A 20,149-nucleotide genomic window follows, 5' to 3' on the forward strand; every position below is an offset into this window, starting at 1 on the left:
CTCAGCCTTTCAGCGACAAGGTCGCGAGCATGAAGGCAGTGTCGCCATCGGCCATGTCGGCAACCAGACGCAAATAGCCGGGAAACCCGGTAATCCGTGCCAGCGTGACCGTGTCGACTTCGGACGGGATTGCCACGACCGTGCCTTCGTCGACCCAATGCAGACCGTCGAGCGAGACCTGAACCCTGGCACTGGCGGCACCACTGCTCGGCGCCGCCTCCAACCGTCGCAGCGAAATTGCAGCCTCACGCGCCCAGCTGGCCTCGTAAGGTTCGGTGGCTGAACCGTCAGTCCAGTCCTCACCCCGCGCAATTACCGCCGTATAGCTCTCTGCAAGCATCACCAGTCACCCGAAAGTAGAATTGAATCGAAGTAGAGAAATGCCCGCTTCCGGGAGTCGGTTTCGACAAACGGAATGATGTTGAACAGGTTGCTCAGATTGGGCATTGCATCGAATTTGAGCGTCTCGAGACCGGACAGATCGAGTACCAGATCATTGCACTGCAGCTCGGTGTACCTCAGGGTCCGAATGTCAAAGCCGAGCCGGAAATAGTGCCAGTTGATCTTGGTCGGAATCTCATTATAGCAAAGCGTCTGGGACCCACCGGGGATATCGACCCAGTTTTCTTCGCCATAATGATAGAGCGTGACGGTCCGGTCGCCGACGTCGTCGAACTCCCTGGTTCGGGGTTTGTACTGCCATCTGTTTGCCAGCGTTCCGTCGAGCGCGTTGAGGTATCGGATCTGCGGCAGCACCCGGTACTGCGCGTTCTGAATATCGAGCACGAAGCCGAAAGAGCGAACGTCGTGATCGGAAAGTTCAAGCTCCGTCGCTTCCGGCTTGAAGGTGAAGAATGCCTCCACCTGCATGGTGCAGGCCTTCGGATAAGTCAGGCGCTTGAGCGAGACCGTCTGCGCGCCGGCATTGGGGCGGGTCGCAAGCTTGAGCGCATAGGAGCCCGAAAGCCCGCCATGCGTCCCTCCGTCCCACTGGGTCAGGTTGCTGAGCATCGGTGGCGTGAACTGACGGTATCCAGGATGCATGTTGCGCAGGCTGCCGGTGTAGTTCCCGGTCAGAATCGTCCAGCCAGACATGCCGTGATTGAAGTCGTCGTAGAACATGATCCGCGAAAGCGGGTCGAAACGGCTCAGATCCATTTCCCGCGGGACTGGGTCAATTGCGTGTCTGTTCATAGGGATATTGCTTCCAAGATCATTGGGCTGAAGGGTTCGCGCGGTCGCGATCACGCGACGGGCAACCGGTCCCCGGTTTTGGCATCGAAAAGGTAGAAGCCGTTCTGGACGGGCCGAACGCGCGCGATGTCGCCGTGATTGAAGACAAGCCGGTCGCGAAACACGACGACCATGTTCCGGCCGTCGACATCTCCGACAACCTGGATCTCGGCGCCTGTCGGCTCGACGACATTGACCCGCATCGGAATACCGTCATCGGCGATTTCAAACTTGTCCGGTCGGATGCCGACATCCAGCCCGTCCCGGTCTTCCTGGTCGGGCATTTCTGCAATGCAGACACTGTCCGAGCCAGCATCAGTCAGCAGCTTGCCCCCCGAGATCCGGGCCGGCAGGAAGTTCATCGGCGGCGAGCCCAGGAACCCGGCGACGAATTTGTTGACCGGCTCGTCATACAACTCCAGCGGCGTACCGATCTGCTCGACCAGACCGTCATGCATGACAATGATGCGATCGGCCATGGTCATGGCTTCGATCTGATCATGGGTCACATAGATCATGGTGGCTTTCAGCCTCAGATGAAGCGCCTTAATCTCAGTGCGCATCTCCGTGCGCAGCTTGGCGTCGAGATTGGAAAGCGGCTCGTCGAACAGGAACACGGCCGGATCTCGGACGATGGCCCGCCCCATGGCCACACGCTGGCGTTGTCCACCTGAAAGAGCGCGGGGGAAGCGGTCGAGATATTCGGTCAGGCCGAGAATTTCGGCGACCTCCCGCACACGCTTGTCCATTTCGGCCTTATTAGCGCGCGCCAGCCGAAGGGCGAAGCCCATATTCTGGGCCACCGTCATATGCGGATAAAGGGCGTAGTTCTGGAACACCATGGCAATGTTCCGCTGCTTGGGCGGCATGTCATTGACCACTTTCGAGCCGATGGAAATCGTGCCGCCGGATATCTCTTCAAGCCCGGCTATCATGCGCAAAAGGGTTGATTTTCCGCAGCCGGACGGTCCTACCAGCACGACAAACTCGCCATCTTTGATCGAGGCGGAGATCCCTTTGATCGCGTCGACCGCGCCGTATTTCTTGATAACATTCGAGATGCCAACTTCGACCATGTCTAACTCCTATAGTGTGTCTTCGAGCCGACAGTTCACGAGCAGTTCGGCAACAGAGAAGGTTTGCGGGGCGCTGGCGAGATGCAGCACGGCCTCTGCGAGATCGTCGGGCTGGATCATCTCGTCTTTCGAGATCGCGGTGACGCCCTCATTGAAGTCCGTATCGATATAGCTGGGGCACAACGCCGTAGCGCGGACCCCCTCATCCCAGGCGATACGGCGCGTGGCATGGGTCAATGCCATCAGGGCATGCTTTGTCATCGCATAACCGACATTGGCATGGTTGATCCGCTTGCCGGACAGCGAGGAGACGTTGATCACCCTGCCCTGACCCGACGCGATGAGGTGGGGCAGCGCGGCACGGGTTACCCGCAAGGGTCCTTTGAGATTGACCTCCAGCAGCGTGTCGAGGGCGGTCTCATCCTCGTCGGTAAGCGCATATTTGAGACCGGTGCCGGCATTGTTGACCACCGCATCGACGCGACCGAAGCGCTCGATGGTGCTGTCCACCCAGTGCTGCGCGGAATCCCGTTGCAGCGCGTCATAGGTGCAAACGATCGAATTATCACCGCCCGGCACATCACCCTTCAGCCGCTCGGGGTTCCTGACGCCGAGGCTGAGCCGCCAGCCGGCAGAAGCCAACCGGTGGGCAACAGCCAGACCCAGACCGCGGGACGCGCCGGAAACCATGGCAACACGTGCGGCCATCACAACCGGCCTTTCCACTGCACGGAACTCTGGCGCGTAAGTTCCAGAAGTAGCTCCTGACCGTATCCGTGACCGAGACCACTTGCGCCCACCGGTTCGGATGTCCCTCCGGGCGCCTTACGCGGCGGCATGTTGATCTTGAGCATGCCCGCACGAAGCGTGTGCAGCACCTTGACCGCGCGATCCGAGGAATTGGTGCAAACCACGCCCGCAAGCCCAAAGCGACTGGAGTTAGCCATTGCAATCGCTTCGTCGAAATCGTCGAACGGCACGATCGGGGCAACGGGTCCGAACGTCTCTTCCACCATGATCGGCGCATCGGCTGACATGCCGGTCATAACCGTGGGCGGGAAGAAATAGCCCTTCCGGTCCAGACGCGCGCCACCGCAATGGATCGTGGCGCCATGCGCACCGGCATCCGAAACGTGGTCGATGACGCGTTCAAGCTGGAGGTGATCGACCATCGGTCCCATCCCGACCCCGTCGAGCAGGCCATCATCCTGCACAATGGCGTTGGACTGTTTGACCATTTCCTCGACGAATGGTTCGAAGACCTGGCGCGCAACATAGACTCGTTCGGTTGCGGTGCAGAGCTGTCCCGCATTGAAATAGGCCGCGTCGATGGTCAGGGCTGCTGCCTTGGCGACATCCACGGTTTCATCGACGATAAGCGCATCCTTTCCGCCCAGTTCCAGTATGGCCTTTTTGAGATTTCGCCCGCAGCTCTCGCCGATCCGGCGGCCTGTTCCTTCCGATCCCACAAACAGGATCGCATCGACGTCCTCATGCTCGACCAGCGCAGCACCCGCCGTGCCGTCTCCCAGAACCAGGTTGACGACGCCGGGCGGCAGATCGCCGAAAACCTTCTCGACGATGAGACGGGACGATAGCGGCGTCTTCTCCGAAGGCTTCCAGACCACCGTATTGCCGACCGAGATTGCCGCGGCGAGATTTTCCACGCCAAGCGCTACCGGGTAATTCCAGGGAACGATACATCCGACGACGCCGCGCGAGTATCGCTGCTGGAAGTTGAGCTGCCCGGAAGCCGCCAATTGGCTGCCCGCCCGCAAATGGACCGACAGTTCCGCAAACATGCGCGCGGCAGATGCGGCACCGGCAACTTCGCCGCGCGAAAGGAACAGCGGCTTCCCGTTTTCCTGGGTGATCAGGCGCGCCAGCTCTTCATGCATGGCCATCAGCTTGTCGGCAGCAGCCAAAAGCGCCGCCTTGCGTTCAACCGGGGCCAGCCCGCTCCAGCCAGCATGTGCGGCTTTGGCTGCTTCCACCGCCGCGCTGACATCCTCGCCCGATCCCTTCGGGATGAGATCCATGACCTCCTCGCTCGCGGGATTGATGACTTCAATCGTCTCGACCGAATGAGAGGGCGTTGCGGCGTTCGAAATCCAGTTAGTCAGCATTCTGTTTGATCTTCCATCGAATAAGGAGCGGCTTAGCCCTTCACGGCGCCCGCGGTGAGACCCGCCACCAGCTGACGCTGGAGCACGAGAACCAGGAGAACGACTGGGATGAGTTGAATGGTGGCGGCGGCAAAAAGGACGCCGTAATTGGTGCCGGTCACCGAATCCATGATCTCGGCAAGCACAAGGGGCGTCGTCTTGGCGTTCTGGATCGTGAAGATGAACGCATAGACATATTCATTCCACGAGAACACGAACACGAAGACCGCGCAGGCCACCATGCCCTGTGCCGAAAGCGGCAGGATGATATGGCGCAGCAATTGCCATTCGCTGGCGCCGTCAATGATCGCGGACTCGTCGAGGCTGCGCGGAATCTGATCGATGAATTCCTTCATGATCAGCACGTTGAGCGGCAGCCAGAACGCCGCATAAAGTGCAATCAGCACCCAGTAGGTGTCCGCCAGCCCCAGAATGTTCACCCAGGGAAACAGGGGGATGGTGATAACCAGCGGGGGAAGTAGCCGGATGGCCACGAGGTAGAACGCGCTGGCGGCAAGCGCCTTGCCCCTGAAGCGGGAATAGACATAGCCGGCAAGCGCGGAGGCGACGACGCAAACGAGCGTGGCCGAGACCGAAATGAGAAGGCTGTTGAGCATATAGCCGAAGAACTGCGGATAGACCTCTGCGATGGAGATGAAATTGTCGAAGGTCGGCGTGAAGATCACGTCGGGCGGGAACACGAAGATGTCCCGGTGCTGCTTGAAGGCATTGAGCACCACATAGGCGATCGGAAACAGCGACCACACCGAGATCAGCCCAACGGCAAGCGCCTTGCCAAATCGTCCGATAAACTTACGCATCGCGGAAAGCGCTCCTGTAGATCGCCCTGAGATAGATTGCGGCCAAGAGCAGTGAGCCCAGAACCATGAGCCAGCCTGTGGCGGCGGCGCCGCCGAAATCCGAGTACCGGAATCCGGTGCGATAGAGATAGGTGCCCAAAACTTCGGTCAGCCGGATCGGCCCGCCCTGTGTCACAAGCCAGACCTCCGAGAACATCCTGAAGGCGAACACGTACCTGAAGATGATGGCGAGCAGTGCAGCCGGCACGATGATCGGTGCGGTGATCAGCCAGAATTCCTGCCACTTAGTGGCGCCATCGACCCGCGCCGCCTCATAGAGCTCATTGGGCACCGAGATAATAGCCGCATAGATGATGACAAAGGAGAACGGCAGGTGATGCCAGATGCTGATCGTTGTGATCAGCACGAGCGCCGCCTCGGGATTGAGCGTCCAGTTGAAGTCGATGCCGATCAGCGCAAGCGTATTGGTGATCAGCCCGATGCTGGGATCCGCCAGGAACCGCCAGGAAAGCACACCCACGACTTCGCTGATCCCGTAGGGCACGAGCACGACGGCGAACATGAGCATTCGGCCTGTCTTCAGACTCGCAACCACGAGCGCTACCAGAACCGCCAGAAGCAATTCGATATAGACGACGGCGTTGACGACGATGAAGGTGTTCCAGGCCGCGGTCCAGAAATACCGGTCCGTTAGAATGGCAGCGTAGTTCTGCCAGCCCACGAACTGGGGGTTCTGCCCGAAATTGGAAACCGTGAAACTGAGCCAGAGCACATAGACGGCGGGTCCGGCCAGCATGAACGTCACCATAGCCTGTGCAGGCGTCAGGAATATGAGGTGGACTGGTCGGATTCGATACATGACGGCACGTTCACTCTGATGGGCGTTTCCGCATGAGCAGGAAGACCTGCCCATGCGGAGATTTGAGGATAGTTAGTTTGTCGGCAGAAGCGGTGAAATCCGCGCCTGCATATTGGCAGCAGCTTCCGCTGCCGTCTGCCGACCAAGCAGCATGGCATCGGCTTCCTCGCTCAGGATTTCCTGGGCTCGTGCAGCCTGGTCAAATCCGGGGAACGCAACCTTGGCGGATTCCACCGACAGGGCTTCCTCCTCGGCGGCCGGGTTGGTTTCCACGATCCGCGGGTCCTGATAGGCCGCCGGACGGACAGGCCCGTTGCCGTTGAGCGCCTCACGCACGGTCGCATCCGGAGAGGACAGCGCCCGAATGAGGCTCCAGGCTAGGTCCTTGTTGGTCGAGTTCTTCGGAATGACCATGTACCAGACCTCGGTCTGAGCCGGGGTCACCCCATTGGGATCGGCCGGAACCGCGACCGCCTTGATGTCGCCCGGGAAACGGGAGAGCTCGGCATCGTTGAGCACCGCAACACGACCGAACGGATTGAGCGACAGGGCCGCACGGCCGTTCTGCATGTCAGCGATGATCGTGTCGAGCGTGCCCGAAATGTAATCCTGGACCAGACCGCCATTGTCATAAAGCCGCTTCAGGGTCTCGAGCGTCTCGATAAACTCCGGCGTGTCCGCATTCAGCGTATAGTCGGGCTCAAGGAACTGAACGCCGTGAGCAAGAGCCAGGTTGAGAATGAAGGTCGGCGATGTACCCGAGTGATTGGCAAAGCCGTACACCTCAGGATCGTTTTCGTGAATGGCAATCGCCATATCGACGAGTTCGGCAAACGTCTCCGGAATGCTGTCGATGCCCTGATCTGCAAGGATCTTCGAATTATAGAGAAGGGCATTCGTGGCATGACGGAACGGGATGCCATAGAGCTTGCCGTCATAAGTCATGGCGTCACGCATCCCCTGACTCAGGCCGTCAAACGCCTCAATGGGGCTTTCGGCCTGATAGCCGTCGAGCGGTTCCAGCAGCTCGAAGACATCCGGTGAAACGAAACGGTTGAGGAAGAATGCCAGGTCGATATTACCCGCATCAAGGGTCATTTCCCTGAACAGGCGATCATGGATCGGCGTCACGTCGGCCGTAATCCAGTTGATATCGCCGTTTTCCGCCCGCCAGGTCTCGGTCACGTCACCGCCGGTCGTTCCCGCGCTTTCGCCCGTCGACACGGATTGATGAACGCGGTGACCCAGCACATTGATACTCTGGGCCGATGCCGGTACGGCGAACACACTCAAACTGAGCGACGCCGCCAGCGCCAATAGTCCAATCGATTTCTTCATTGGTCTCCTCCTTTGATTTCACCGCATCGCGGTGTTGCGGCCCGGGCTAATGTCCCTTGAACCGAAGCTTTGTACCGGCCTGCTTTTCCACCAGGCGCATGACCGAGCCCATATAGTCCTCATCCGGAAACGCCTCTTCACACGCGGCGTAGCGTGCCATGACGGCATCGCCGACCGGCAGTTCGACTCCGAGATCCGAACCCAGTTTCAGCGCAAGCCGCTGATCTTTCGCGGCCAACCTGGAGGCAAACCCCGGGGTGTAGTCCGCAAGGAAAGCCTTGGACGGCAGAACCGTATTGAGGATCTTGTTGAATGTTCCGGTACGGTCGGACAGATCGATGATCTGCTCGACGGTAAGACCCGATTTGACGCCCAGTGCCAGCGCCTCCGCGATCGTGGCGATGATCCCGCCGCCGAGGAAATTGTTGACCAGCTTGATGGCAGAGCCGGCACCCAACGGGCCGACATGCAGAATCTCCGAGGACATGACCTCGAGAATCGGCCGGACCTCCGACAAGACGTCCGGCTCGCCGCCAACCATGAAGGTCACTGTCCCCGCCTCGGCCTCGGCAACGCCTCTGCCGACGGGAGAATCGATCATCTTGATCCCGACCTCGGCCAGTGCTGAACCGACCTCACGCGAGGTCGTGGGATCGATCGTGCTCATGTCGATATAGATGAAGTCCTTGTTGCCACTCTCGATGAGCCCGCCGGCCTCGAGGGTGATCGAGCGCACATCCGGCGCGTCCGGCACCATGGAAATGGCGACATCGACCTGCGCACCGAGCTCCGCGGGACCAGCGGCAATCTGTGCGCCCGTACGCGCGGCAAAAGCCTCGGCTGCAGCGGGCATTCTGTCCCAGACGACAACGTCATATCCGGCTTTGGTAAGATTGCCGGCCAGGCCGCGCCCCATCGCGCCAAGCCCGATAAATCCGATCTTCTTGTTCGCTGGCATGTTCATCTACTCCTTCAGCGAAAACGTAAGCAGGGCCTTGAAGCTCGACCCTTCAGGTAGAACGGTCATCACGCGCAGATACGCGCCGAAGCCGCGGATGCGAACGCTGGTCAGATCGCCCTCTCTTGGGATCGCGAGCAGCGTTCCCTCATCTGTCCAATGAAGCCCGTCAGGAGAGATCTGCACCCAGGCCCGGGCTGTTTCCGGTGTTCCCGTCGATGCGAGATTTCGCAGAAAGATCACGGCCTCGGAGGCCCAGGCCACCTCATAGGGTTCGCTGGCGGCAACGCCTTCCCAGACGTCGTTTCGGGCGACAACGGCGGAAATCGATTCACGCATCGGCCCAGTCTCCCGAAACAAGGACCGAGTCCAGGTAGAGAAAAGCGCGTTTGTTGCTGTCGCTTTCGATGGTCCAGCAGACGTTCAGCATGCAGTTGAGATTGGGCCACGCACCCATGCGCATTGGCTCGAGGGTCGAAACATCGAAAACCCGGTCATTGCACTGCAAATGGGTGAAGCTCATGGACGCCAGGTCGAAGCCGAGCTTGAAATAGTGCCAGTTATATTTGGTCGGCACCTCATTATAGCAGAGCTCCTGCGCACCCCCCGGGACGTCGACCCAGCCATCGGCGCCAAAATGATGATGCGAACGGGTCTCACCCGTGGAAGCGTCACCGCCAACCTCGTGCGGCATCTCCAGCACGCTCTTGTACTGCCACTTCTGCTGCCGCTCGCCACCGAGTGCATTCAGATAACGGACATGCGGCATGATCCTGCGCTCGTTATCCTGCAGGTCGAGCACCAGGCCGAAGGCACCGACATCAAGGTCAGACAAAAGCAGTTCGGTAGCCTCTGGCTTGATCGCGAAATAAGCTTCGATCTGGATTGGACAGGCCTTGCGGAATGTCATCCGCTTGAGCGCCATATTGACCGAGCGTGGACGCGGACGCGATGCAATCTTCAGCGCATAGGTTCCACTGAGCGCGCCATGCGTGCCGGTTTCCCAGTGACTGCCATTGCTCAGCATCGGCTGGTTCATGTCCCGAAAACCCGGGAGCACATTGTCGAGCGTGTACTCGTAGTTACCCACAAGCGCCGTGTACCCGCGCATCCCGTCGGAGAACTTGTCATACGCCATAATCCTGGGAAGCGGGTCGAACTTGGACAGCTCCGGGTCGCCCCAGTGAGCCGGTCGTGTAGACATAATCATGAACCTCTCTCAGTGATGTTGTTTTACTAACTCCTGTTCGGATCGGGAGTCAATCGGCTCTGCGGAAAAAACGGATGTCCACATCCGGATTCACGCCTGTTTTGCGACTTAAAATATTGATTTTAAATGACTAAAAGTTCTGATACGGCCTTCGGAACATACACGGCCGCAAAACATCCACTTGTGTCAGAAGTTCAAATCATGTAGTTTTACTAACCAACGTGTTTTCAATCTGAAGGTCGCGGAAATTGAATATAAATTTCGTTGCATCGAAAACATTGGCACAAAGCATTTGAACAAATAGCAGTTTATGTTGTGCGTCAGTTTCAATTTATATAGATGTAGGAAAACCACAAAGAGGGCGTACCTATGAACGAGGGGAAGACCAGATCTTCGCTGTCCGCCTATATTATTCGTAATCTGGACGAGATGCGGCCGTCGGAGCAGAAGGTCGGGGAGATCGTGATCAGCGAACCCGAAAAGGTGATGCGGATGAGCATCGCGGCTCTTTCGGACAAGGCGGGCGTCAGCGAACCGACCGTTCTCCGGTTCTGCCGTCAACTTGGTCTTGGTGGATTTACAGATCTCAAACTCGCCCTGGCGACCGATGTCGCCACGGGAATGCCATTTGTTGACGCCGATGTCAGCATGATCGACACGCCCCAGATTGTCGGTGACAAGATGCTGGGCACGGCCATGAAGCAGCTCAACCTGGTCAAGAGCCAACTCAACTACGATCAGGTGGTGGCAGCGGCAGAGGTCATCGGCAGTGCACGCAGGATCGACATATGCGGCATTGCGCAATCGAACTTCGTCGCTGCTGAGGTTCAGCACCGCCTTGCCCGCATGGGCTATTGCGCCATCGCGATGGCAGATCCGCATATGCAACTACAGGCGGCAGCTTCAATGGAAGCCGGCGACGCTGCACTCATCATGTCCTTTGCCGGCCAGAGCAAGGAGACCGTCGATGTGGCCAGGCTGGCCAGACGGGTGGGCGCCAAGGTCATCGTCATCTCTCGCTCGACATCGGCGCTGGCCCAGGAAGCCGATATTCTGATCAACGTCGATTCTGACGAGCAGACTTTCCTTTATTCCTCATCCTCCACTCGCATCGCCCATCTGATGGTGATCGACATCCTCACAACGATCCTCGCCATCAATGTCGGCGAACCGATGATCGAACGCCTGCGCCGGTCGAGACTGGCAACCAACGAATACTGGATCCCGACCAACGAGTGATCAGATGCGGTTGGCGGACATCAAAGGCCGACTGCACCGGTACACCGGAGGCGCTAGGCGTCGAGGGACTGCCGAGGCCACAACATTCTGCAAATGTGGCGCTACGAATCGTTTGAAGGTTTTAGGCTGTTTGAGCATCATTGAAGCAGGGTCCCTATCGCCAGCGCGTCGCCAGATCAGCAAGTTCCCTTCCCGGGCCCTAGAGCCAGGCAAGACCGGCCACCCCACCGATATAAAGAGCGAGCATCACCAGGCCCTCGGCTCGGTTGAGCCGGGCGCCTGTCCACATGAAGAACAGGCTGAGCGCGGTTGCGAATATCATGATCCAAAGGACCGATCGGGTGAAGATCGGGTCGACGGAGATCGTTTCGGCCAGGGCGGCGCCCCCGATCACCAGGGTTGAATTGAAGACATTGCTGCCCAGGATATTGCCGACAATGACGCCGGACTGGCGTTTGACGGCTGCCGCGATACAGGTCGCAAACTCGGGGAGCGAAGTGCCCAGCGCCACGACGCTCAAGCCGATCACTGCCTCGCTCACGCCCAGCGCCCGGGCGAGCTCGACCCCGCCGAACACGAACAGATGCGCCCCGAGCGGCAACGCCAAAAGCCCACCGCAGATCGCACCAGCCGTGGCAAGTCCCGGCATGCCCCCTTCAAGCGTCACCTCATCCCCGGCGCGGTCGAGAATGGTACGGACAAACACGAAGGCCAATAGAGCCCCGCAGAGTATCAGCCCGTCCAACCATGTGAGCGCGCCATCAACACATAGCGCTGCCAGAAGTGCTGCGCTCAGACCCATGGCCAGGCCGTCGAGCCGAAGGCAGATACGCGGAATGGTGATCGGAAGGATCAGCGCGCTGGCAGCTAGAACAAAAAGCAGATTGGCAATATTCGAGCCGACCACATTGCCCATGGCGATGGCGTCAGCGTCATCCGTCACCGCTGTGACCGAAACAATGAGCTCAGGCAGTGAGGTCCCGAAACCGACGACGACAATGGCGACGAGAACCGAGGAAATTCCAAGCCGCTGTGCCAAGTCCACCGCGCCGTCGACCAGCCAGTTGCCGCCAAAATACAAAAGCGCTCCCCCGGCAAGAAGGGCAGCAATCGCCGTGATCATCAGTCCGGCGCCTCGAAATCAAGTCCTGTTGGCCGGTAGTTGAACAGTTCGAGGCGCGCCGGACCGCCATCCCCCGGCACCCTGATCGCGGTCAGGCTGGCTGGCGCAACGGGGATGATATGGCGCGGTTCAAGGCCAAGATAGTGGTCCAGCACCGCCCTGATCACACCGCCATGACAGGCGACCAGAAGATTATCGTGGGATGCGAGCCTGCCATTGCGGTCGATTACCGCGGAAACGCGCTGCTTGAAGTCTGCCCAGCTTTCGCCGCCCGGCGGTGTATGCGTCCCGGCCCGCCACCCCGCATAGTACAGCGGTTCGGCATCGATCAGTTCCGGCACCGCGCGGCCCGTCCAGTCGCCGACATCGATTTCCCTCAGTCCCGGGGTGAACTCGACCTCTCCGGACCAAGCCCGTTCTACGGTTTCGCGCACCCGCTTGAGGTCTGACCCGATGGCGCGGTCCGGCCGGATCTCGGCAAGAACCTCGCGCAAGGCCGAGGCCTGGCGGCGTCCCGTTTCCGAAAGCGAGATGTCGGCCTGTCCCTGCAGCCGCTTGCTGGCATTCCATTCCGATTGCCCGTGTCTGATGAGGAGCACCCGCATCAGCCCAACCTTTGCCCGGCAGCATCGAACCAGGCGACAGGTTGTGCCGGCAGGCTGAGGTGAATGCGTTCGCCCACCCCCACAGGCGGCCTTTCGTCGAGGATCGACGTGATCCGCAGCCCCCGATCAAGCGAGGTGACCATGACGCGCCCGGCGATGGGCGAGAACTCCGCCAGTTCCATGTCCAGGGTCCTAGGCCCTTCGCCCTCGGCAATGGTGATGTCATCTGCCGGAAAGAGCGCGGTCACGGCACCCTCCGGCGGTGAAAAGGGCATGATCTTGCCATGCACGACACAGCCGTCCCTACCCGCTTCGACCGGAACCAGATTGTTGGGCGGCGTACCCACGAAAGTCGCAACGAACGCCGTCGCCGGCTGTTCGACCAGGTCGAGCGGCGCGCCAAACTGCTCGATCCGGCCGGCGTTCATCACCGCGACGTGGGACGCCATGGTCATGGCCTCGATCTGGTCGTGAGTGACATAGACTGTCGTTGCGCCGGTCGCCCGGTGCAGGCGCAGGAGTTCGGTCCGCATTTCTATTCTGAGCCGGGCATCCAGATTGGACAGCGGCTCGTCAAACAGGAGAACGCCCGGCTTCGGCGCAATGGTGCGCGCAATCGCGACCCGCTGCTGCTGCCCGCCGGAAATCTCGTTCGGATAACGGTCGGCAAGCGCCGCGATGTCGAGCATCTTCAGGACTTCACCAACGCGCGCTGCGCGCTCGTCAGCCGACATGCCGGCAACCTTGAGCGGCCATTCGACATTGCCGCGCACGGACATATGCGGCCAAAGGGCGTAGGACTGAAACACCAGCCCCGAATTGCGCTTCGCAGGCTCGACGGACCAGCTCTTGTCCCCGTCGGAGACCACTTGCCCGTCAAAGACGATCTGTCCGCGGCTCGGGATTTCGAGCCCGGCCAGCATGCGCAACAGCGTGGTCTTGCCGCAGCCCGACGGTCCCAGAAGAACGAGGAATGCGCCGTCGGGCACCGAAAGCGAGGCATTATCCACCGCGGTGAATTCGCCAAACCGTTTTGTGAGTGATTTGAGTTCGAGCATAGCCTTGATCAGTTGTTCAGCCAGGGCTGGGATTTGGATTGAAGCCGGTTGGCGATCAGCGTGGCCGCAACCGACAGGATGAGAATGACGACGGTGATGGCGTTCGCGAACTGGGCGAAGCCCTCCGAAGCGTAGCGATAGGCGAGAACGGACATCACCGGCATGGTCGGCGTGAACAAGAGGACTACGAGCGACAGGTCGCGCACGATCTTGACAAAGATCAGAATGCCGCCCGCCGTGAGCCCCCTGACCGCGAGCGGGAAGGTGATCGCCCCGAGCCGGCGCAAAAAGCCCGCACCTGTGAGGCGGGCCGCCTCCTCCAGTTCTCCGGACACCTGCTGAATGACAGCGCGGCCGGTTTGCGCAGAAAACGGCAGCAGATAGGCGGTTGCGGCGATCACCAGGAGAAGAAACGTGCCGTAAAGGGCCGGGAACGGGCCAATCGGCGCACCGAGGTAGGCAATATAGGCGGCGCCAAATGCGATACCGGGCACCAGGAGCGGCAGAAAGCTGATCTGGGTAATCGCGGCGGAAACAAAGCCGGAGCGATAGCGCGCGGTTGTGAAGGACGTCAGCAGCCCGATCATCATGCCGGTTACCGCGACCGACACGCCGAGCCCGATGGTGACACCCAATGCCCGCACAATATCGGGGTTGTGAACGATACCCGGCGTACCCTGGGCGAATGCCGGATCGGACCGTCCGATCCAGTAATGTGCGGTCCAGTTTGAAAACAGTTCCGCCGATGATGGCGCAAAGCTCGACGCCAGCAGCACCACCGCCGGGACTATGGTGGCCGCAATCAATGGCACCATGGCAAGGACAAACACTGGCCAGCGGGCCGGGCCGAGATCGAAGCGTTTGGCGCGCCCGCCCTTTCCGGTGATCGTGGCATAGGACCGGCGGCCGGAAACGAACCGGTTGCCCGCCCACAACAGCGCAGCGGAGATCAACACCAGCAGGATACCGATGACGTAGCCGCGCGCGGTCTGTCCGACCTCGATCATGCCGAACAGGCGAGTCGACAGGGTTTGCATGCGCACCGGCAGGCCGAGCAGTGCCGGCGTGGCGAAATTCGACACCGCACCGGCAAAGCACAGGGATCCACCGGCGATCAGTGCCGGCATTGCGACCGGCAGAACGATGCCGAGAACGATGCGCCGTCCTTTGGCACCCGCGATCTGAGCGGCCTCGACGAGATCCGAGTTCACGGTGGCCAGCGCCGCGGCGATGACGGTGAACGCCAGTGAGAAGTAATGCAGCGTCAGAACGATCAGGGTTGGCGCCATGCCCCAGGACAGCCAGTCGGGAATATCAAGGCCCAGCCCCTGAAGAAATCCGACCTGGCCGCCGACGCGGTCGTTACGGAACAGGGTACCCCAGGCGAGAGCCGCAGCAAATGAGGGGATCATGAAGGGCAAGGTGGCCATCGCACCGATTACCCTGCGATAGGGCACGTTGGTCATCACAACCAGCCACGCCAGGAACCCGCCCAGCAAGACGCAGCTCAGCGACACAGCCACACCGATGACCAGCGTGTTGGTCAGGGGCCTGTAAAACAGGTTGCGCGACAGGCGGCTGAACAGGACGTCGTTCCAGGCCGCAATCGCCCCGGGCGCGAAGGTTGCCGCAACGGTGCTGACCAGCGGAAGCACGATCAGCATGGTCAGCAATGCCAGCACGACGGCCTTGAGGATGGTTCCCTGCCGGAAATACACCCGGCGGCCGGCATGGTCGAGAACGGCGTTCGCCATACCCGGACTTCCTTTCTAGATATTCGGCTAACGGGGTCGCCGGGCGGACCGAGCCGCCCGGGACCAGTTTATTTTACTGAAGCGTCAGGATCAGGTCGCCGACATCGGCGCGGATCTTGGCGGTTTCCAGCGGCGCCAAACGCCAGGCGCGGAAGTCATCAAGGGAGACGGCGTCCGGATGCGGGGTGATATCGGTGCGCGTGGCATAGTCGCCCGGCACATAGAACGGTGCGAAGCCCGGTCCGCCGGTTTCGCTTTCATCACCCATCAGGAAGTCGATCACCAGCCGCGCGGCGGCAGGATGGGCTGCATCGGTCGCGATCGCGATCACGGCGGGGAAGATGATCCCAGGCGCAGGATCGACGTCATTGGCCACCTGCAAGGCCCAGCCTTCTTCTTCATTGTCGCGGCGATCGGAATAGCTCGTGAAGCCGATGGGCGGATTGTCCTGGCCCAACTTGCCGACGGCAGCGTTCACATCGTCGGTCGACCCAACAAGGATCAAATCGTTCGCGAACAGATCCATGATGAACCTTTCACCGGCATTGGCAGCGTCGCCGAGTTCGATGGCCGAGCCGAACTGCGCCTCATAGGCTTCAGCCATGGCATCCGATTGCAGCACGATCTCGGTCATGAGATCGAGATAGTCTCCGCGCTGCAGCGGATCGACCATAACCACCCGGCCAGTCCAGTCCCCGGTGGTGAGTTCCCAGAGATTGGAGACGGGCGCGCCGTCCGGATTGGCCTCTTCATTATACATCAGCACCTTGGTGGAAAGGCGCTGGGCCAGAAGCGGCCATTTGAAGTTCTCGGGTACCCGGTCTTCGACCCGCGGGGGCACATAAGGCCGGATAATGTCCTCAGCCAGCAGTTCGGTCAGAACGACCGGTGCGTCGGAGATATAGACGACATCTGCATTGGCGACCCCGGCGGCGCTTTCCGCCTTGAGCCTGGCAATCTGCTCGGTCGAGGAAATGTCAAACCCCTGAAGGTCGATTTCCGGATAGGCCTCTTCGAAGGCGGTTTCGACGCGTGAGATACGGCTGGTGAAGGAATATACGGTTACCGTTCCCTCGGCTTGCGCATGAGGTAGCAGGTCTTCAGCGCTCAGCTGGTCGAGATCCTGAGCAAAAGCGGTGGATGCTGTCATAAGCACAGCGATGCCAACCGCCGCGAAGCGGACGTTCATGATGGTTCCTCCCAATTTCAGTCTACTTCAGTCGAAGCGCTCGATGAGACTCCCCAGCCTGTCGAGCGTTTTCAGAGACGCTTTTTCGTCGAGCGCCCCGGCGGCAATGACGATCGCATTCGAGATCGCCATCGGTACGGTCAAGGTCTGGAAGCCCTGCGCATCGCCGCCCCGCGGCGCGCTCAGGAGTTGATCGGGCGCCGGAACCAGTACATGGCCGGACGATCCGGAGATCACGATGGTTCTTGTACCGGCTTCGGCTGCCAACCCCATCAACGGGGCATATTGTCGGTGCGGCCGGCGAAACGCGTAGGCCAAGAGCACGTCCTGTGCCCCCATGCCCAGTGCCTGCTCGGCCAGTTCACGCGCATCGCCGGCCAACAAGTGGACATCGCGGCCAAAGCGGCGGAACCGCTTGGCCATCATCAGCGCCAGGATTTCCGCATTTCCGTGCCCAAAAATGAAGATCTTGCGGGCGCTCATCAACGCCCGCGCCACCGCTGTGACGGCATCGTCATCAACGTGCTGCCCAAGCTTTGAAAGGCCCTCCACCTCATGGGCGACAAGGGTTCCGAGAACACCTTCCTCGCCTGCGGTATCAATGGTCTTTTTCAGGCGGGTCGCGGTTTCCTGGCTCGGAATGAACTCTTCCTGAAGCGCCTGGCGGAACGCGGCAAACCCCGAATATCCAAGCTTGCGGGCCAGGCGAGAGACGGTGGCCTCATGCACCCCGGCCCCCTTGGCCAGTTCGGTCACCGTACTCAGCGCTGCAGTCCGGGGCTGATCAAGCACGGAGGAAACCAGCCGCCGCTCAGAAGGTGTGAGGCTTTCCGCTCTCTGCTGAATTTGCTGGGCAAAGGCCATCGCCTGAAAACTTTCCTTCACATTCGATCAATGTGCAGGAAGATTTGCATTACCTCACGTGATTTGCAAGCACTTTTTCGAAATTTCGATTCTGCAAATTCATTTGCATCGACCTGCGCCCGGCTTGAAGCCTGGCTTCTCCTCGTCCGAAGCACAAAAAAACAGGTCAATTCGGTGAAGTCGGCGCAGATCGCGGAAGCAAACTCCCTCGGCCCCTCGGGAGCGAGGCCCATGTTGGTATCAACCTCGATAATCTGGTCGATAGGTGTTAGCCGGCAAGGGTTGGAAGCACCATTTCTGAAGTCACTTCCAGCGAACGGTCAGACCGTGAATCTACACCGCCGACGGGCTTGTGGCTCGCCAGTCTTGCGTCGCGCTCGCGCACCAGCGCCGCCATTTCGGCGGTATAGGCGGTGAAGTGTGCCGTCAGCCACCGGTTCACCAGGAAGGAAGGCCTCGCCAGGCTGACATCGAATCGATCAAGGAGCGCGATCGTGCCCGCGGCATCCAGCCAGTCGTCATCGACAACCCATTGGTTGACCGTGAAGAGCCGCAAGGGGCGCCCGCGATCGTCGACACCAATCGCGATCAGGTGATGGATGGGACCGTCCTGTCCCTTTGGCCGCAGGAAACAATGGAAATGTCCGTGCTCCGCACCTTCCTCGCCCGTTTCATGCGAATGATAATACCACTGGGCACCGGTCTCCGGATCGAACACGTCACCTGCCGGATAATGCTCCCAGACTGTCACTGCATCGGCGTCCCGTAGAGTCTCACCAACCACGTTGAGGCCGCTCTTGGCGAGTATTGCCTCGCAATAGGCGATCTCTGCCTTGGCCCGTTCGATGTCACCCATCCTGATCGTCACGCTTGAGCGGTGGCGGCGGCGGCGCTGCCTTCTCTGCCGCCTCGGACGGCTTGGCCGCTGGCGGGGGTGGTGGCGCGGAATTTGCAGACGGGGTTGCGGGCGCAGCAGCCGAGCAGGGCGCGGTGGCCCGAGGCGCACCGGCAGAACAGGGTGCACTGCCGCCGCCTGTGCTGCTGGTCATAGCTGGCTGGGCCCTGGGTACCGGGTGTGTGGCATGGTCCGCAGCGACCGCGGCTGTTGTGACGGCCAGCGCTGCACCAAAGAGCAATGTATTGCGTGTGTTGCTCATGACCGTTTCAACCCATCAAGTCCGAAAAGGGGCCGCGCCCAGACACCGATATATGAGCCCGCGAAGGCGGCAGCAAACCAAAGCCAGCCATGCACGCTTCCCGAAGCGATCCCGGAGAACAGCGCGCCAATATTGCAGCCAAAGGACAATCTGGCTCCATATCCCATCAGGATCCCACCGATGGCCGCGGCCGCAAAGGACATCAGGGGCACGACTACCTTGGGTGCAAACTTGCCTGCGAAGCAAGCAGCGGCAGCAGCCCCCAGAATGACCCCGAAATTGAGAACCGAAACCGTGTCTGCCAGGACTGAATGGGTGAGCGCCTGTTGGGGACCGGGCCAGGTCCAGAATTCCCAGCTCGACACAGGAACACCCGCCGCCTGGGCAAGTTTGGCGCCCCATAGCCCGAATCCAAAAGTGACCGACCAGGGATGCCCGGCAATCAACAGCGTAGCCACGTTGAGCACGGCCAGCAGCAAGCCTGCCCCAGCCAGCGGCCAGGGGCCCCGCAGCAACCAGGTCCACCCTTCACGGCGTGGCGCCGGCTCTTGCTCGAGCGCCCCGTGAGAGCGCCTTTCGATCAGGACGGTGACTGCAGCCACGGCAGCCAGCCCGGCCAGTGTAACGGCGATTGCAACGCCTGTGCCGAAGACATCGCCAAGGGCAATCGCGGGCAGTGAAGGCTGGCCCAACCACCAGGGCAAATGGGCAGTACCGATGAGCGCGCCAAGGATGAAAAAGATCAGTGTGACCAGCATGCGGGACGATCCACCACCGACCGTGAACAAGGTGCCGGAACCGCAGCCGCCACCAAGTTGCATGCCCAGCCCGAAAATCGCCGCACCGACCAGCACCGATACGCCGACCGGGGCGGTCGCGCCCACAAGAGCCTGCCCGCCGAGATTGCCGGCGGCAATCAGGGGGATCATCGCAATCGCGGCAACTCCAATCATGAGCATCTGTGCCCGCACACCCCGACCGCGGCGTTCAACGACCAGGCGCCGCCATCCACCGGTGAACCCGAATGAAGCATGGAACAGCGTGGCACCCAGCAATCCGCCAACCAGGAATAGAGCCGCCTGTCGCAGATCGACCAGCACTGTGAGAACGACAAAGCCCGCAACCAGCGCGGCGGCAACCACTGCAAGTGGCAGGCGATCCGCACTAACCGGGGGCAGGAAAACCGGACGGCTATCGGCACCTTCATTGATTGTCGCGTCAGACATGACCTTAAAATTCTCGCTTTCCGGGCAAGCCCGAATTCGGACAGATCACCAATCTGGCCCCGGCGTGAACCGGGGCCAGTTTGATGCGATCAGATGAAGTCTTCCGGGGTCACTGGACGGGACGGGATTCGTCCTGTGTCCAGGCCGCCATGGATCCATCATACATTGAGGTGTTCTTGTTGCCCTGCAGTTCCGACAGTCCGAACCACACCACCGAAGCCCAATGACCGGTATTGCAGAAGACGATGTTCGCCTCATCCGCGCCAAGGCCAAC

The 20,149-nt window shown here is 60.4% G+C and carries 20 protein-coding genes and 1 pseudogene; 1 reads left to right on the forward strand and 20 read right to left on the reverse strand.

Translation table 11 applies throughout. From position 1 onward, the window contains the following. Window position 1: 1 nt before the first annotated feature. From G489_RS0109605 to G489_RS0109655, 11 genes are all read right to left on the reverse strand, one after another. Complete coding sequence (locus G489_RS0109605; protein ID WP_029041367.1) at window positions 2–340, reverse strand: hypothetical protein; 339 nt, start codon at window positions 338–340, stop codon at window positions 2–4. Continuing rightward, window positions 340–1,158 carry a DUF6772 family protein gene (locus G489_RS0109610; RefSeq protein WP_035872210.1) on the reverse strand — a complete coding sequence of 273 codons (819 nt, stop codon included), beginning with the start codon at window positions 1,156–1,158 and terminating at the stop codon, window positions 340–342. Before G489_RS0109610 ends, G489_RS0109605 begins: the two co-directional genes overlap by 1 nt. An 86-nt stretch (window positions 1,159–1,244) precedes the next feature. Beyond that, window positions 1,245–2,309, reverse strand: coding sequence for an ABC transporter ATP-binding protein (locus G489_RS0109615; protein WP_029041369.1), 1,065 nt, complete (start codon window positions 2,307–2,309; stop codon window positions 1,245–1,247). 9 nt (window positions 2,310–2,318) lie between these two features. After that, the gene (locus tag G489_RS0109620) at window positions 2,319–3,017 is read right to left on the reverse strand and encodes an SDR family NAD(P)-dependent oxidoreductase (protein WP_035872211.1); all 699 of its coding nucleotides are present in this window, start codon (window positions 3,015–3,017) and stop codon (window positions 2,319–2,321) included. Next, window positions 3,017–4,435 carry an aldehyde dehydrogenase family protein gene (locus G489_RS19925; RefSeq protein WP_051332499.1) on the reverse strand — a complete coding sequence of 473 codons (1,419 nt, stop codon included), beginning with the start codon at window positions 4,433–4,435 and terminating at the stop codon, window positions 3,017–3,019. Before G489_RS19925 ends, G489_RS0109620 begins: the two co-directional genes overlap by 1 nt. A 32-nt stretch (window positions 4,436–4,467) precedes the next feature. Continuing rightward, on the reverse strand, window positions 4,468–5,295 hold the full coding sequence (locus tag G489_RS0109630; protein ID WP_029041371.1) for a carbohydrate ABC transporter permease: 828 nt from the start codon (window positions 5,293–5,295) through the stop codon (window positions 4,468–4,470). After that, window positions 5,288–6,091, reverse strand: a complete 804-nt coding sequence (locus G489_RS0109635; RefSeq protein ID WP_245578866.1) for a carbohydrate ABC transporter permease — start codon at window positions 6,089–6,091, stop codon at window positions 5,288–5,290. Before G489_RS0109635 ends, G489_RS0109630 begins: the two co-directional genes overlap by 8 nt. Before the next feature lie 135 nt (window positions 6,092–6,226). Continuing rightward, window positions 6,227–7,492: an ABC transporter substrate-binding protein gene (locus G489_RS0109640; protein ID WP_029041373.1), complete on the reverse strand. Its 1,266-nt coding sequence runs from the start codon at window positions 7,490–7,492 to the stop codon at window positions 6,227–6,229. A gap of 46 nt (window positions 7,493–7,538) precedes the next feature. Next, complete coding sequence (locus G489_RS19930; RefSeq protein ID WP_051332500.1) at window positions 7,539–8,456, reverse strand: NAD(P)-dependent oxidoreductase; 918 nt, start codon at window positions 8,454–8,456, stop codon at window positions 7,539–7,541. Then, window positions 8,457–8,789, reverse strand: a complete 333-nt coding sequence (locus tag G489_RS0109650; RefSeq protein ID WP_029041374.1) for a hypothetical protein — start codon at window positions 8,787–8,789, stop codon at window positions 8,457–8,459. After that, window positions 8,782–9,654 (reverse strand): DUF6772 family protein, encoded by an 873-nt coding sequence (locus tag G489_RS0109655; protein ID WP_155889351.1) that lies wholly within the window; start codon window positions 9,652–9,654, stop codon window positions 8,782–8,784. The genes G489_RS0109650 and G489_RS0109655 overlap by 8 nt, the downstream gene beginning before the upstream one ends. Window positions 9,655–10,029: 375 nt before the next feature. Here G489_RS0109655 and G489_RS0109660 point away from each other — a divergent pair, with 375 nt between their 5' ends. Then, window positions 10,030–10,899 (forward strand): MurR/RpiR family transcriptional regulator, encoded by an 870-nt coding sequence (locus G489_RS0109660; RefSeq protein WP_029041376.1) that lies wholly within the window; start codon window positions 10,030–10,032, stop codon window positions 10,897–10,899. A 199-nt stretch (window positions 10,900–11,098) separates the two neighbouring features. Here G489_RS0109660 and G489_RS0109665 read toward each other — a convergent pair whose 3' ends face one another. From G489_RS0109665 to G489_RS22755, 9 genes and pseudogenes are all read right to left on the reverse strand, one after another. After that, window positions 11,099–12,022 carry a calcium/sodium antiporter gene (locus G489_RS0109665; protein WP_029041377.1) on the reverse strand — a complete coding sequence of 308 codons (924 nt, stop codon included), beginning with the start codon at window positions 12,020–12,022 and terminating at the stop codon, window positions 11,099–11,101. After that, window positions 12,022–12,627, reverse strand: coding sequence for a histidine phosphatase family protein (locus G489_RS0109670; protein ID WP_245578871.1), 606 nt, complete (start codon window positions 12,625–12,627; stop codon window positions 12,022–12,024). Before G489_RS0109670 ends, G489_RS0109665 begins: the two co-directional genes overlap by 1 nt. After that, the gene (locus G489_RS0109675; RefSeq protein ID WP_029041379.1) at window positions 12,627–13,685 is read right to left on the reverse strand and encodes an ABC transporter ATP-binding protein; all 1,059 of its coding nucleotides are present in this window, start codon (window positions 13,683–13,685) and stop codon (window positions 12,627–12,629) included. The genes G489_RS0109670 and G489_RS0109675 overlap by 1 nt, the downstream gene beginning before the upstream one ends. An 8-nt stretch (window positions 13,686–13,693) precedes the next feature. Then, window positions 13,694–15,439, reverse strand: a complete 1,746-nt coding sequence (locus tag G489_RS0109680; protein ID WP_029041380.1) for an ABC transporter permease — start codon at window positions 15,437–15,439, stop codon at window positions 13,694–13,696. Window positions 15,440–15,512: 73 nt separating this feature from the next. After that, entirely contained in the window at window positions 15,513–16,628 is a 1,116-nt protein-coding gene (locus G489_RS0109685) for an ABC transporter substrate-binding protein (protein ID WP_035872213.1), read from the reverse strand. Between the two features lie 27 nt (window positions 16,629–16,655). After that, window positions 16,656–17,492, reverse strand: coding sequence for a MurR/RpiR family transcriptional regulator (locus tag G489_RS0109690; protein ID WP_029041382.1), 837 nt, complete (start codon window positions 17,490–17,492; stop codon window positions 16,656–16,658). Window positions 17,493–17,760: 268 nt separating this feature from the next. After that, the gene (locus tag G489_RS0109695) at window positions 17,761–18,348 is read right to left on the reverse strand and encodes a DUF6969 family protein (RefSeq protein ID WP_029041383.1); all 588 of its coding nucleotides are present in this window, start codon (window positions 18,346–18,348) and stop codon (window positions 17,761–17,763) included. A 297-nt stretch (window positions 18,349–18,645) separates the two neighbouring features. Continuing rightward, a complete protein-coding gene (locus G489_RS0109700; protein ID WP_029041384.1) occupies window positions 18,646–19,875 on the reverse strand; it encodes a YeeE/YedE family protein in 1,230 nt (409 codons plus the stop codon). Between the two features lie 109 nt (window positions 19,876–19,984). Next, a pseudogene (locus G489_RS22755) lies at window positions 19,985–20,149 on the reverse strand (sulfurtransferase); the annotation flags it as partial.

The organism is Cucumibacter marinus DSM 18995 (genome assembly GCF_000429865.1).
Lineage (GTDB): Bacteria > Pseudomonadota > Alphaproteobacteria > Rhizobiales > Devosiaceae > Cucumibacter > Cucumibacter marinus.